The 13,813-nt window shown below is 59.2% G+C and carries 7 protein-coding genes and 9 pseudogenes; 14 read left to right on the forward strand and 2 right to left on the reverse strand.

Annotated features, from left to right (window positions below; genetic code table 11):
• The first annotated feature begins 630 nt into the window (after positions 1 to 630).
• From C5F71_RS29140 to C5F71_RS00030, 4 pseudogenes are all read left to right on the forward strand, one after another.
• Positions 631 to 1,180 (forward strand): annotated as a pseudogene (locus C5F71_RS29140) (lytic transglycosylase).
• Positions 1,177 to 1,691, forward strand: a pseudogene (locus tag C5F71_RS00020) (integrating conjugative element protein). The pseudogenes C5F71_RS29140 and C5F71_RS00020 overlap by 4 nt, the downstream one beginning before the upstream one ends.
• A 9-nt stretch (positions 1,692 to 1,700) precedes the next feature.
• Positions 1,701 to 3,804: pseudogene (gene traD / locus C5F71_RS00025) on the forward strand (type IV conjugative transfer system coupling protein TraD).
• 90 nt (positions 3,805 to 3,894) lie between these two features.
• A pseudogene (locus C5F71_RS00030) lies at positions 3,895 to 4,626 on the forward strand (TIGR03747 family integrating conjugative element membrane protein).
• Between the two features lie 283 nt (positions 4,627 to 4,909).
• Here C5F71_RS00030 and C5F71_RS00035 read toward each other — a convergent pair.
• Positions 4,910 to 5,282: pseudogene (locus C5F71_RS00035) on the reverse strand (histone-like nucleoid-structuring protein, MvaT/MvaU family).
• Positions 5,283 to 5,587: 305 nt separating this feature from the next.
• Here C5F71_RS00035 and C5F71_RS00040 point away from each other — a divergent pair.
• From C5F71_RS00040 to C5F71_RS00080, 9 genes and pseudogenes are all read left to right on the forward strand, one after another.
• Positions 5,588 to 5,928: pseudogene (locus tag C5F71_RS00040) on the forward strand (RAQPRD family integrative conjugative element protein).
• A pseudogene (locus C5F71_RS00045) lies at positions 5,925 to 6,162 on the forward strand (TIGR03758 family integrating conjugative element protein). Before C5F71_RS00040 ends, C5F71_RS00045 begins: the two co-directional pseudogenes overlap by 4 nt.
• A 17-nt stretch (positions 6,163 to 6,179) precedes the next feature.
• Positions 6,180 to 6,549: pseudogene (locus C5F71_RS00050) on the forward strand (TIGR03745 family integrating conjugative element membrane protein).
• A gap of 7 nt (positions 6,550 to 6,556) precedes the next feature.
• Positions 6,557 to 6,970, forward strand: coding sequence for a TIGR03750 family conjugal transfer protein (locus tag C5F71_RS00055; protein ID WP_029290850.1), 414 nt, complete (start codon positions 6,557 to 6,559; stop codon positions 6,968 to 6,970).
• Positions 6,967 to 7,607, forward strand: a pseudogene (locus C5F71_RS00060) (PFL_4703 family integrating conjugative element protein). Before C5F71_RS00055 ends, C5F71_RS00060 begins: the two are co-directional and overlap by 4 nt.
• The gene (locus C5F71_RS00065) at positions 7,604 to 8,416 is read left to right on the forward strand and encodes a TIGR03749 family integrating conjugative element protein (RefSeq protein WP_029290846.1); all 813 of its coding nucleotides are present in this window, start codon (positions 7,604 to 7,606) and stop codon (positions 8,414 to 8,416) included. Before C5F71_RS00060 ends, C5F71_RS00065 begins: the two are co-directional and overlap by 4 nt.
• Entirely contained in the window at positions 8,406 to 9,923 is a 1,518-nt protein-coding gene (locus C5F71_RS00070) for a TIGR03752 family integrating conjugative element protein (RefSeq protein ID WP_029290843.1), read from the forward strand. The genes C5F71_RS00065 and C5F71_RS00070 overlap by 11 nt, the downstream gene beginning before the upstream one ends.
• A complete protein-coding gene (locus C5F71_RS00075; RefSeq protein ID WP_032866290.1) occupies positions 9,886 to 10,302 on the forward strand; it encodes a TIGR03751 family conjugal transfer lipoprotein in 417 nt (138 codons plus the stop codon). Before C5F71_RS00070 ends, C5F71_RS00075 begins: the two co-directional genes overlap by 38 nt.
• Positions 10,302 to 13,055 carry a conjugative transfer ATPase gene (locus tag C5F71_RS00080; RefSeq protein ID WP_029290838.1) on the forward strand — a complete coding sequence of 918 codons (2,754 nt, stop codon included), beginning with the start codon at positions 10,302 to 10,304 and terminating at the stop codon, positions 13,053 to 13,055. The genes C5F71_RS00075 and C5F71_RS00080 overlap by 1 nt, the downstream gene beginning before the upstream one ends.
• Positions 13,056 to 13,099: 44 nt before the next feature.
• Here C5F71_RS00080 and C5F71_RS00085 read toward each other — a convergent pair whose 3' ends face one another.
• Entirely contained in the window at positions 13,100 to 13,354 is a 255-nt protein-coding gene (locus C5F71_RS00085; RefSeq protein ID WP_032866288.1) for a LasR-specific antiactivator QslA, read from the reverse strand.
• A 169-nt stretch (positions 13,355 to 13,523) separates the two neighbouring features.
• Here C5F71_RS00085 and C5F71_RS00090 point away from each other — a divergent pair, with 169 nt between their 5' ends.
• Positions 13,524 to 13,778, forward strand: coding sequence for a helix-turn-helix domain-containing protein (locus tag C5F71_RS00090; RefSeq protein WP_029290836.1), 255 nt, complete (start codon positions 13,524 to 13,526; stop codon positions 13,776 to 13,778).
• Positions 13,779 to 13,813 lie beyond the last annotated feature (35 nt).

Consider the following 13,813-nt stretch of genomic DNA (forward strand, 5'->3'; position numbering starts at 1 on the left):
GGCAACCCCGTCACGACACAGTCTCGGCCAGGACACGCAGTCTGCTCCGCTGGGGCGCTCTGACTCTGAACAGGCGGCGAGTTGGGGGCTGACGGAGCAGGAGTGGACGCGCTTCGAACAGATCCAAGCCGGCCCGCGCGGGTTCTGGAGCCCGAACCTCGATCCGTTGACCGCGCTCGGGTCGAGGCCCAGACCGACCAGGAACGCCAGCGCTATGCCGAATTACAGGTAGCGCTGGAAGCCAAACGCGCCGAGCGCGAACTGGCCTACCAGAACGCTTACACCGCAGCCTGGGCCAAGCTGTTTCCCGGGCTGCTGCCGATCCAGGGCATGGCATCCCCATCCCTACCAACTCAGCGGTCGCGCCGCGCCAAGCTCTGTTTGTCGAGGACCACTGCCCAGCGTGCACCGCCGAAGCGCAGCGTCTGCAAAGCAGTGACACGGCGTTCGATATCTATCTGGTGGGCAGCCAAGGCCAGGATGAACGCATCCGTAGCTGGGCTCGGCAGCGGACATCGATCCGGCAAGGGTCCAACGTCGGCAGATCACCCTGAACCATGACCGTGGTCGCTGGTTCAACCTGGGTGCCCCGGGGCCATTGCCTGCCACATTTCAACAGGTGAACGGACAATGGCAACGCCTCGACTGAGTGCTATTGCGCTCCTGTTGACGATGCTCGCCGTCCAAGCTGACGAATTGCCGCCTCCTGCCTACCAACTGGCGGCGCATGACGCCGACATTCCTTCTACGGTGTTGTTCGCGATTGCCCTGCAGGAAGAGTGGTATCCGCGTCCGTGGTCGCCTGCGGCCCTGGCCTTGGACCCTGAACATCGCCGGTAGCCCTTACCGCTTCGCCACTCGCCAGGCCGCCTGTCACGCCTTACTTCAGGCACTCGCCCGACATGACGCCAAGCGGGTCGATGTCGGTCTCGGGCAAACCAACCTGGGTTACCACGGACAACGCTTTTCCAGTCCCTGCGAAGCCCTTGATCCCTACCGAAATCTCGCGGTGACCGCCGCACTGCTGCAGGAGCATCACGCTGCCACCGGTGATTGGGTCTTGGCTGCCGGGCGCTATCATCGTCCGGCAGGAGGCGCGCCGGCAGCACGCTACCGTGCTGGCTTTTCCCAGAGACTCGAACAGCTGCTGATTTCCTTCGAACAGGGCACACCACCATGAAGCGAATCCCCCTTACCTACTATTTCACCCTGCTCTTGGCACCTTTCGCCCAGCCGGAACTGAGCGTAGCCGGGGATCAGCCCAGCGACTTCACCCGGCCCCATTTTCAAGTTTCCAGACCGCCAATAAACAACAGGACCCAGCCTGATCGGGCCATGCATGCGGACCTGTCCACGGTTACCGATGAAGCCTGGATACTGCCCATCCGCAGCTCTCAGTTGAGCCCCGGCAAAATCACGCCTCGCGCCCTGAACATGCCGGGCTTGCGGCCATTTTTCCTGGTCGGTGAGGATCCCCAATCACTGGCTGGTTGCGTCAACGCGCAGCTGAACTGCAGGAAATGGGCGCGGCCGGCCTCGCCGTCGAAGTGGCCGATAATGAAGCCCTGGACCGGATTCGAGCAGCCGCTCCGAGCATCACCATCCTGCCGGTCAACGGCAACGACATCGCCACTCGCCTGCAGATAGAGCACTACCCCGTATTGATCACCGCCACATCACTGGAACAGTGAGTCCAAGCCATGGCCGACCATGCAATGGAGTCCAAGCTCCGGCCAGCGGTGGAGCTGTACACCGTGGCGATCTGCATCGCCGCCGTTGTGCTGTGTGTGTACTCGCCCTGGGCCGTGGCCCTGTCACCCGAGATCGGTCTGGTTGCAGCGTTGGCCTATGCCCTGTTTGGCCTGATTCGTCTGCGCCAAGCATGGGAGGTGTTGCGCTATCGGCGCAATATCCGTCGGCTGCCCCGCTACGAACTGACCAGTCGCCAGATTCCGGTCAGCCGTAAGCGTTTGTTCATGGGTCGCGGCTTTCGCTGGACCCGCCTGCACACCAGCGCTTGGTCGAGGCCCAGGATCCGGCGGTCGCCCACTATGTCGACCAACCGACCAGCTACCGCTTGGCCCGTGGTCTCGAACGGCGCCTGGAGCATGCACCGTTTCCACTCTCGATACTGGCCCGTGTCACGGCCTGGGACAGTGCCTTCAATCCGATGCGCCCTTTGCCCCGGTAGGTGGCTCGCCACTATTGCATGGGGTCGAGCCCGATGAAACGGAAGTCAGTCTGCCGCTGGGCGAACGGGTCGGACACACCCTGGTGCTCGGCACTACCCGTGTCGGCAAGACGCGACTCGCCGAGGTGTACATCACCCAGGACATTCATCGCATCGAACATGAGGTAGTCATCGTCTTCGATCCGAAAGGCGATGCTGACTTGCTCAAGCGGATGTATGTCGAAGCCAAACGGGCCGGTCGGGAAAAGGAATTCTATGTTTTCCATCTGGGCTGGCCGGAGATCTCCGCGCGCTACAACGCGGTGGGACGTTTCGGACGCATTTCGGAAGTGGCGTCACGCATCGCCGGGCAGCTCAGTGGTGAAGGTAACTCTGCGGCCTTCCGTGAGTTCGCCTGGCGCTTTGTCAATATCATCGCCCGTGCCCTGATCGAGCTCGGCCGGCGTCCGGACTACCTGCAGATCCAGCGACATGTGGTCAATATCGACGCGCTGTTCGTCGAATACGCTCAGCAGTTTTTCGCCAAAACCGATCCGAAAGCCTGGGAAGTGATCGTCCAACTGGAAGGCAAACTCACTGAGAAGAACATTCCCCGGCATATGGTGGGACGCGAAAAGCGTGTGGTGGCCATCGAACAGTACCTGGCGGTGAAACGGGTATTCGATCCGGTGCTGGATGGACTGCGCTCGGCAGTACGTTACGACCGCACCTACTTCGACAAAATCGTTGCTTCGCTGCTGCCGCTGCTGGAGAAACTCACCACCGGCAAGACCGCCCAACTGCTGGCCCCCAACTACACCGACCTAGATGACCCGCGACCAATATTCGACTGGATGCAGATCATTCGCAAACGCGGCATCGTCTACATCGGCCTGGATGCGCTGACCGACGCCGAAGTCGCAGCCGCTGTGGGCAACTCCATGTTTGCTGATTTGGTCTCGGTCGCGGGCCACATCTACAAACACGGCATTGACCATGGCCTGCCCCCATCAGGCAGCAGCAGTGACAAGCTGCCGATCAACCTGCACGCTGATGAGTTCAACGAATTGATGGGCGATGAGTTCATCCCCCTGATCAACAAAGGTGGCGGCGCCGGTATCCAGGTAACCGCCTACACCCAGACCCTCAGCGATATCGAAGCACGTATCGGCAACCGCGCCAAAGCTGGCCAGGTGATTGGCAACTTCAACACCCTGCAGATGCTCCGCGTGCGCGAAACCGCCACCGCTGAACTGCTCACCCAGCAGATACCCAAGGTTAACGTGCTGACCAAGACCCTGGTGTCGGGTGCGACCGACACCTCCGATCCGGAGGCCAACACGGACTTCACCTCGTCCTCACAGGACCGTGTCAGCAGCACCAGTGTGCCGTTGATCGAGCCTGCTCATATCGTCAGTTTGCCCAAGGGGCAAATGTTCTCCTTCCAGGCCGGTGGGCAGCTCTGGAAAGTCCGCATGCCGTTGCCAAAACCCTCCAACGACGACGCCATGCCCAAGGACCTACAGGAACTCACTCAACGGATGCGGGCGGCCTACAACGCGCAGGCGGGTCAGTGGTGGAGCGCAAGCGGTGGCGGCCCAACAACAAACTTCGATTTAGATCAGGTGGGGTAGCCCTACCCTGACCTAGGTTTCGACTCAACAGAAAGCGATCCGGAAGACGTCGTGCCCAACTCAACTCTGCAGTGCGCAATGGAGTGAACGATGGCGACTTCCGTCCAGAACACGCCGCCACAATCGGTCCAGCGCCCGGGGTTGATCATCTCGGTGATCAGCCTGGTTCTCCGCATCATCGGATTGCTGATCGCCTCGTTGCTGTTCTCGATCCTCATCGAGTTCGCAGGTCTGCTACTGTTCTGGGGGATCAGGGTTGGCGACACAGCCAGGCCATGTTGAATAGCGAATTGGGATGGCTCGGCGAGCACTTCAAAGCTTCACTCATCCTCCAACAACCCGGGCAAACGATCGTTCAAGTACTGGATTTTCTAAATCAGTGGCTGCTGGTCGAGACTGGCTTTGCGGATTTTGCCCGGCAGGCTCGGGTGTCGAGCCAGGGCAACGGCTTCTGGAGTTGGACCAATCAGCTATACGTGAGCATCGAGGATTTCGTACTGGCTGCAGTGTATGTGACCTTAACCTTCGTGGCGCGCCTGACCATTCTGGTCCTGGCCATCCCCTGTTTCTGCTGGCCATATTCACTGGTTTTGTCGATGGACTGATACGCCGGGACCTACGTAAATTTGGCGCAGGGAGAGAGAAAGTAGCTTTGTCTACCATCGAGCTAAACGAGCCGTGTTACCACTGCTGATCGTGCCCTGGGTTATCTACTTGTCTCTACCCTTTTCACTCAATCCCATGGCTGTGTTTTTCCCTTGTGCTGTGATGCTCGGCATCATTACGGCAATCACGGCAACGACATTCAAGAAGTATCTCTGATTCGGAAAAACCAGTTTTTTTTACATGTCCCGATGCCAGGATAGTTATCCAGGCCGAAAACTGACACACCATACGGATGCAAATAAAGCTGCTAGAGGTCGTCCTCGACTCCCACTATGGATTAGAGCATCAGATGAAATGTAGGCTTCCAAGATTTGGGCGGAATTCAAGGATCTAACCAGCAATTAAACTGGTGCAGGACTGGGTCAAGACTTGCACTCTTGACTTATAATTCTCACCAATAAAAAAGGGCCTTTACAGGCCCCTGATCATCAAACCGATCTTACTGAGTACGCCACGAGTCAACAACGTCTGCGCCAAACTCGACTTTCCATTCTTTAAGTTGTCGATGATTTCCACCCTTTGGTTTCGATCACCTCACCCGAGTTTGGATTCTTGTAAATCTTCACTTCGCGAGCCTTACGGACTGCCTTTACGGGGGCAGCTATTGGTGTCGAGGTACGACGACCAGCTTCTGGATCCAGGATGCCAATGATGTTCTTCAAGCTGAAGCCGTACTCGCCAAGCAACGCACGTAGTTTGCTCTCAAATTCCATTTCTTTTTTCAGACCGGAGTCACTTTTCATCGACTCGAGCTCTGCGAGCTGTTCAGCCAGTTGTTGTTCAAGCTTGCGAAATTCAGCCAAACGAGACATGTGAAACTTCCTTCAGGTTAGGGAAATGAGAAGTGAACGCCCTCATGCTAAGCGATGATTGACTCTTCGTCACCCATACGCGTTTCAAGCAGAAGTGAATTCACTCATTGCCCTATGAGCAACACATTACTAATGGGGAAGGATTGCTAGACTGTGCTCTCTTTTTCGCCCAATCGATTGCTCGTGTATCTGTGAGTAAGTTTCTTCCGCTCGCCTCCAAAAAAGCGATACATCCATCTCGCGTTTCATACTGAGTATTCAACCCCTATCTTGATGCTGGCGCCATCTCCACATGGACCAGCATCATGTCGACTACCGTCTTTCGCTGCTTGTTATTCCTTTCACTGGCCATCGCTCATGTCAGCGGCTATGCCGCATCGACTCATGAGCAGGAACAGGAACAGCTCAGCCTAGTCCAGCAGCAACTCGACACTCTCGAACGCCTTGCGACGCGAGCGGAGGCAGCCCGTACCCTTGAACCAATCGAACGCTATCGATTCGACTACCCCCGACTGACCCAGGACATTCAGCGCATCCGCCAAGGGGTGCAGAGCTATCTGTACCCTCCCGTGCGCAACCCCGCGACCCCAGTGAACTGGTCGGTGATTACCGCCTCGACACTCCGATTGCGGAGCCCTCGCCATGAGTATGACTGACGTTCAGATCGCTGCGTTCCAAAACGCCGCCGGCTTCGCACCGCAGAGCAGTTCGACGCTGTGGCTGTCCCTGGTTCTCGTCCTGACCTTGCTGTGGTGCGCCTGGGTGATGTGGACGGCTTACGGGGTTGGGCGAGCGGCAGCGTGCGCTTTGGAGCCTTCGGCGGCAGCGCCGCACGCGTGCTGCTCACCTTGCTGGTTTGATGTTCTTCACCCTGTCCTAACCCAGGAGATCGCCGCCATGCTCAAGTGTTTTACCCCTCTGAAAAACAACCTGCGTGATCGTGCGAGCCAGCGCTTGATCGGACTGCTGCTGGTGCTCGGCCCAAGCCTGGCTTTTGCCGAGCTCCCCACCATGGAAGCCCCTTCGCGCGGCGAAGGCTCCGGGTTGATCGAGACGATCAAAAACTATGCCTACGACGGCGGCATCCTGCTCGGTCTGCTGATCGCCTTACTCGCTTTCTGGGGGTGGCGTGGCACTCGTTGACCGTGTACGCCGACGTGCAAAACCAACGAAAGACCTGGAAGGACTTGGGTGCAGTGGTCGGCATCGGTGCCCTGCTGTGGTGATCATCATCTGGTTCCTGACCAAGGCGGCCGCCATTCTGTGAGGTCGGTATGAACGACACTATCGAACGCCTTGCCGACGGCACCTTGGTCTTTCTTCCAGAGCGACTCAATCGTGATCCCGCCGTATTGCGAGGGTTGACCAATGATGAGATGTGGGTAGCACTCGGCACTGGCGCCGTCATTGGCCTGCTGCTGGGCGTCCCTCTAGCGATTGCCACCGCTTCCATTGCCATAGCGCCGACCGGCATGATCGCCGGCATGGCGCTGGTGTTATTGGCCGGTGGCACGCTACTGCGCCGGGCCAAACGGGCTCGCCCCGAGACCTGGTTGTACCGCAAACTCGAATGGATGCTCGCCAGCCGTTGGCGCTTGGGTCGCGGCAGTCTGATCCTCCACTCCGGTGCCTGGACGGTCCGCCGTTCAAGTCGGCTGCGTCCTGCCCTGTCACGGTGGCAGCCATGAGCCGATTTCGGAACAAGGTCGATGCCCAACAGGCACACATCTTCAGCCTGCGTCTGGCGGTAGTGATCCTTGCTCTGCTCTGTGCCGGACTCTGGTATGGCTGGCGCTCGGCACCGACCGATCTGACCGTACATGTACCGCCAGATCTGCGCTCGGGCAGCACGCGCAAGTGGTGGGATATCCCCTCGGAGAATGTCTATGCCTTTGCCCTGTACATCTTCGGTCAGCTCAACCGCTGGCCCTCGGATGGCGAGCAGGATTATCGTCGCGCCATCTATGGCCTGCAGTCCTACCTGACACCCGCCTGCAAGGCCTTCCTCGACGGTGATTATGAGTTCCGTAAGGCCGCCGGCGAGCTGCGCCAGCGGGTGCGTGGCGTCTACGAAATTCTGGGCCGAGGCTACAGCGAAGACCCGGAACTCAGGGTCAAGCAACTCGACCGCGACAGTTGGCTGGTCAAACTCGACCTCAATGCCGATGAGTATTACGCCGCCGAACCGGTGAAACGGGTGGTGGTGCGTTATCCATTACGCGTGGTGCGTTTTGACCTGGATCCCGAGCGCAACAAGTGGGGCTGGCTCTGGACTGCTACCAGGGCACTCCGCAAAAAATCTTCCTGCCTGGAGGTGAACCATGAAGCGGATGTCGACCCTGGGACTCACCGTCGCACTAACGCTGTGGGGAGTCGCGGCACAGGCCGTCGAGCTGATGCATTGGGAACGCCTCCCCCTCGCGGTCCCGCTGGTGATCAATCAGGAGCGAGTGGTATTTGTCGATGAGGCTGTTCGCGTCGGCGTGCCCTCAACCTTGACGGGCAAGCTGCGCGTGCAATCCACCGGCGGCACTCTGTACCTGCGCGCGTCGGAAGCCATTGCCCCGACCCGACTGCAACTGCAATCGGTCGCGACGGGTGAGATCATCCTGCTGGATATCGCGACCACGCCCGGCGATCAACCGCTGGAGCCGGTGCGTATTCTCAAGCATGCTCAGGGGCAAGCTACCGAGGCTGAATCGAGCGCCGTCCCTGTTCCAGAACGCACACCGATCCCGGTCGCGTTGACGCGCTACGCCGCGCAAAGCCTGTACGCGCCGCTGCGCACCGTGGAGTCCCTGCCCGGTGTACGCCGCGTCCCGCTCAAGCTGCGCAGCGAACTGCCGACCTTGCTGCCGACCGAAAACGTGTCCAGCACGCCCATCGCCGCCTGGCGACTCGGTGATTACTGGGTGACGGCGGTGAAGTTGCGCAATCGTGGTTTGGAGACTGTGCAACTCGATCCTCGCAGGCTTCAGGCAAAGTTGTTCGCCGCAACCTTTCAGCATGCTTTCCTCGGGCCTGTCGGCAGTGCTGAAGACACCACACTCGCCTACCTCGTCACCCGCGGTGTCGGCATCGAACAAGCCGTGCTGCTCCCGCCCGTTGCGCGAGGTGCTGGCGATGAAGGCTAATGCATTGCTCAAATGGCTAGTACCGGCGGCGCTGCTGGCCGTGGTGCTGATCATCCTGAAAACCTGGGTCGCGGGTGGCAGCACGCCCTCGCCAGAGAACCCAGTTGATCAGGGCAACCTTCAGTTATCCGCCGAGCAAGCCAGGTCGCTCGGCATTGCGGGCGACACCCCTCGCGATACGGTCGCCACCCTGGTCGGCCAGGTGAAGGCCATGCGCAGCGACATGCTCGGTTTGAAGAAACACAACGATTCGCTGCAGACGGAAAACAACCGCCTACGCGAGCGGGAAAACAGTGTCGATTCACGCATCCAGACCGCGCTTGGCAGTGTGACCCAGCAGGTCGACGAAGGCCGCCGCCAAGCCAACGAGGCCCGACTCAAAGCGGAACAAGACAGTCGTCAGGCTCGCGGCCTGCTGACGCAATTGCAGGAACAGTTGTCGGGGCTGACCGGCAAAAGCAAAGAAATGCCGATCGGATTGGGGCTTGAGCCCGGCGACGGCGCTCAGTTCGAAGGGCGACACTCTACCAATGATGCGCTGCAGTGGATTGAACCCTCGGATGCTCCGTCCTCCGACGCCAGAAGCAAAACCAAGACTTCCTCCGCACTGAGCCTGCCTACCGCCTTCAACTCTCTGCAAGGCTTGAAAGACAACGCGATTGATCGCAGCCAGAAACAGCTACGTGCTGTTACCAAGGGTGAGCACGACCTGAAGCGATCCGTTGATCGTACCGAAGGCGCGAAGCCGGTCTACACCATCCCCGAAAACGCCACGCTGATGGGCTCGGTCGCCATGACCGCGCTGATCGGCCGAGTCCCGGTGGACGGCACCGTGAATGACCCCTATCCCTTCAAGGTGCTGGTCGGTCCGGAGAACCTGACCGCCAACGGCATCGACCTGCCGGACGTCGCCGGGGCCGTGATGAGCGGCGCGGCGTCCGGTGACTGGACCCTGTCCTGCGTACGCGGACAGGTCGAGTCAATCACCTTTGTATTCACCGATGGCACCATCCGCACGGTGCCTCAGCCGAAGGCGATAGCCAGCCGCACTGCCTCCACCACCCAGAGCTCGAACACCGACAAGATCCGCGGTGGGCTCGGTTACCTGTCCGATCCGTATGGCATTCCTTGCATCGCTGGCGAGCGCCGCTCGAACGCCCAGCAATACCTCGGCAGCCAGAGCCTGATCACTGCCGCCGGTGCCGGTGTCGCAGCGCTGCTCGGGGATGAGCGGAACAACAGCAGTGTGATCACTTCGGGCGGCAGTACGCTCGGAGTCAACAGCAGCAGTGGCAACAGCGCACTGAATTCAATTCTCAGTGGTGGGGTCAGCGACATCCGCGAGTGGGTGAACAAACTGTATGGCGAAGCCTTTGCGGCGGTGTACGTACCACCTGCAGCACAGGTCGCACTGCACCTCGACCATGAGATCACCATCGACTACGAGCCCAAGGGCCGGAGCGTTCGCCATGAAAAAGACCATGCTTCTCTGCCTGACCTGGATTAGCGTGTTCTGCTGGGTCCTGACGGGGTGTTCCACCGACAAGGACACGCTGGTGCCCCATGGCGAGCAAACCATGCTGGATATCTGGAACGGCGCCGGTTCGCAAGGCACTCAGCAGCAACTGTTGGAGGCTCGGCAACAGTTACGCCGCCCGCTGGCTCAGGCAGATGTCTCCGCGGCTCTCCAGGAACCGTACACACGTACAGCGGCGAACGAGATTCGCAACCTGTTCCCGCGCCTGCCTAATCCCGATCTGGTGCTGTACGTCTATCCGCATTTGAGTGGTACCGAGCAGGCACCAGTTCCGGGTTACTCGACCGTCTTTCCGTTCTACCAACGGGTGCAGTACGCATTGCCGGGTGAACATCAGGAAGACTTGTAGTGCGTACGAGCGATGCGGGCAACCGCACTTCTGCATGGAAAGCCTGGCGCCACCCATTGCGCCCTCGCGCCACCTTGGCCGATGAAGCGGCACTCTATGCGCACAACCCCAGCTTCACCGATCACCTGCCATGGGTCGAATACCTCGACACCGAGCAGTGTTTTCTGCTGGATGACAACCGCTCGGTGGGTGCGGTGTTCGAGTTGCTGCCCATTGGCACCGAAGGGCGCGAACCCGATTGGCTGATGGCAGCCCGCGATGCCCTCGAGGATGCTCTGCAGGATAGCTTTGACGAGCTGGATCAAGCGCCGTGGGTGGCGCAGTTTTTCTGCCAGGACGATAACGACTTCACCCCTTACCTGAACCGGCTCACTAGCTATATCCAGGACAGCGCGCGAGGGACGGTCTTCACGGAAGCGTACCTAGAACTCACTCGCCGTCATCTGAAGGCCGTTGCCAAACCGGGTGGGCTGTTTGAGGACAAGGCCGTCACACGCCTCCCCTGGCGCGGCAATAACCGACTGGTGCGCCTGGTGGTCTATCGCTGGCTTGAGTCTGACGCTGAGGAGACGGGACTCACCCCGGTGCAATCCCTGCATCAGGCTTGCGAACGTATTGCTGCTTCGTTGCAGGCATGCGGGGTGCAAACAACGCGAGTCGATGGCCGAGGTCTGTATGCCTGGTTAGTGCCCTGGTTCAATCCGGCACCCAGGCTCACCGATGAAGCGCCCGAGGAGTTCTACCGCCGCGTGACCTATCCGGAGTCGGGCGACGGCGAGTCGCTGGAACTGCCCTTCGATCATGACTTCGCCGAGCGGCTGTTCTTCAACGAACCGCGCTCGGATGTCCAGCACGGGCTCTGGTTTTTCGATGATCAACCCCATCGGATCATGGTGGTGGACAAGCTGCGCCGAGCGCCCTTGATTGGTCAACTCACCGGAGAAACCCGCAAAGGTGACGCGGTGAATGCACTGTTCGACCAGTTACCCGAAGGTACAGTCACGAGTCTAACCTTGGTGGTCAAACCGCAGGATGTACTTGAGGAGCAGTTGAACCGCCTGGCGCGCAAAGCCATCGGTGAAAACCAGGCCTCGACCCAGACCCGCCAAGATGTTGAAGAGGCTCGTGCAATCATCGGCCGCCAGCACAAGCTGTACCGCGGCACCCTGGCGTTCTACCTGCGCGGTAACGATGAACAGCAATTGCACCAGCGCTCGGGCAGCCTGGCTAACGCACTACTGGGTGCGGGCCTACAACCGGTACGCGAAGGCGATGAAGTCGCCGCCTGCAACAGTTACCTGCGTTGGTTACCGATGGCTTACAACCCGGCCCGCGACACGCGCAACTGGTACACCCGCCTGATGTTTGCCCAGCACCTGGCGAATCTGATTCCGGTGTGGGGCCGCAGCACCGGCACCGGCCACCCAGGTATCACCCTGTTCAATCGTGGTGGTTCGCCGTTGAGTTTTGATCCGTTATCACGCCTGGACCGAGCTATGAATGGTCATCTGCTGTTGTTCGGCCCCACCGGCGCCGGCAAGTCGGCCACTCTGGTTACCCTACTGATGCAGGTCATGGCCGTGTACCGCCCTCGCCTGTTTATCGTCGAGGCAGGCAATTCGTTTGGCTTGCAGGGCGACTACTTCGCGACACAGGGCCTGTCGGTCAACAAGGTCCAATTGAAACCTGGCGCCTTGGTCACTCTCGCGCCCTTTGTCGATGCCTGGCGCCTGGTCGAGCAACCGGATCAGGTGGCGAGTCTGTCGATCGATGAGCTGGACGATGAGGCGGTAGCCAGTCGCGAAGACCAACGCGATGTTCTCGGCGAATTGGAAATCACCGCTCGACTGATGATCACCGGCGGCGAGGCCAAGGAAGAAGCCCGCCTGAGTCGAGCCGACCGCAGCCTGATCCGCGAGTGCATCCTGGATGCGGCGCAGACCTGTATCGCGGCGGGTCACCAGGTACTGACCCGCGACGTGCGCGACGCTTTATTACGCGTCGCCGCTGACCCGCACTTACCGGAGAAACGTCGCGAGCGTGCCCAGGAAATGGGCGAGTCCATCGACCTGTTTTGCCAGGGTTTCGAGGGTGAGTTGTTCGATCGCGAGGGCACGTCTTGGCCCGAGAGCGATGTGACCATTGTCGATCTCGCCACTTACGCTCGCGAAGGCTACGAGGCGCAGATGTCCATCAGCTACATCAGCCTGATGAACACCGTGAACAACCTAGCCGAACGCGACCAGTACCTGGGGAGGCCAATCATCATGGTCACCGACGAAGGCCATATCATCACCAAAAACCCGCTGCTGGCGCCATTCGTGGTCAAGGGCACGAAGATGTGGCGCAAGCTCGGCGCTTGGTTCTGGCTGGCGACGCAAAACCTTGCCGACTTCCCCACTGCCGCGCAGACCATGCTCAACATGATCGAATGGTGGATTTGTTTGAACATGCCGCCCGCGGAAATCGAAGAAATCGCTCGCTTCAAGAAACTCACGCCGGCACAGAAAGCCTTGTTGCTCTCCGCCAGCAAGGAGCCGGGCAAATACACCGAAGGAGTGGTGCTGTCGAAAAAGCTCGAAACGCTGTTCCGGGCCGTGCCGCCCAGTCTTTACCTCGCCCTGGCGATGACAGAGCCCGAGGAAAAAGCCGAGCGCTGGACACTGATGCAGGAGAATGGCTGCTCAGAGTTGGAAGCGGCTTATCGGATAGCTGACCGGATCGATAGAGCGCGAGGCATAGAACCCACATAGGGGAATCTATTCAGGTATCGCGCTCTAAAGCGAGTGACCAGTTATTACGATGCGCCTCGAAGCCGCTGCTGAATCCGCAACAAGAATCCGGCTTCAAAGGCATCCTGGCAGTCACCGACAGGGAAGGTCTTGCGGGTTTGCGCCAACTCCCACCACAGTGGAATCTCACCCGGCGTATCAAGCCAAGCTTGGGCACATTGCACGCCACGTTCAATCATTGGGGCAAATTCGTTGCCCCAGGGTGTCAGAAGGCTTGGACAACCGTCCGCCGCCGGAATTGAAATGTAGTTTTCGTCCATACACACCCTAGATGTCTGATTTTATTGTTAGACGCTGGTCCAGCTTCGAAAAGCTTAACGAAACCAAATGAACGCTCAATAACAAGCATGAGCATCAAATGGCCTAGATCAATGCAAATGTAGACTATATCCCGTGGATTGAGAGTCCCTCAAGGCGCAATTTGCGCGCATGACTCAAGACTACGAACAGCTTCGTCTGCAGCTGGCGGAAAACATCCGCTTGATGCGACGCGTTAAAAACCTTACCCAAGAGCAGCTCGCGCTCATGGCCGAGGTGGATCGCACGTACGTCAGTCAAATCGAGCGATGCACGGGCAATCCGTCGCTGTTGGTCCTGTGCAAGCTCGCCAATATTCTCGAAATTACCGCAGATCAGTTACTTGTGGAACCCGATATCCTGCGTAGCGCCCTTCACGTCAAATAATAGTCTCACGCCTCACAAACCCGATAGATCCGCCT

The organism is Pseudomonas sp. LG1D9 (assembly GCF_002949995.1).
GTDB lineage: Bacteria > Pseudomonadota > Gammaproteobacteria > Pseudomonadales > Pseudomonadaceae > Aquipseudomonas > Aquipseudomonas proteolytica.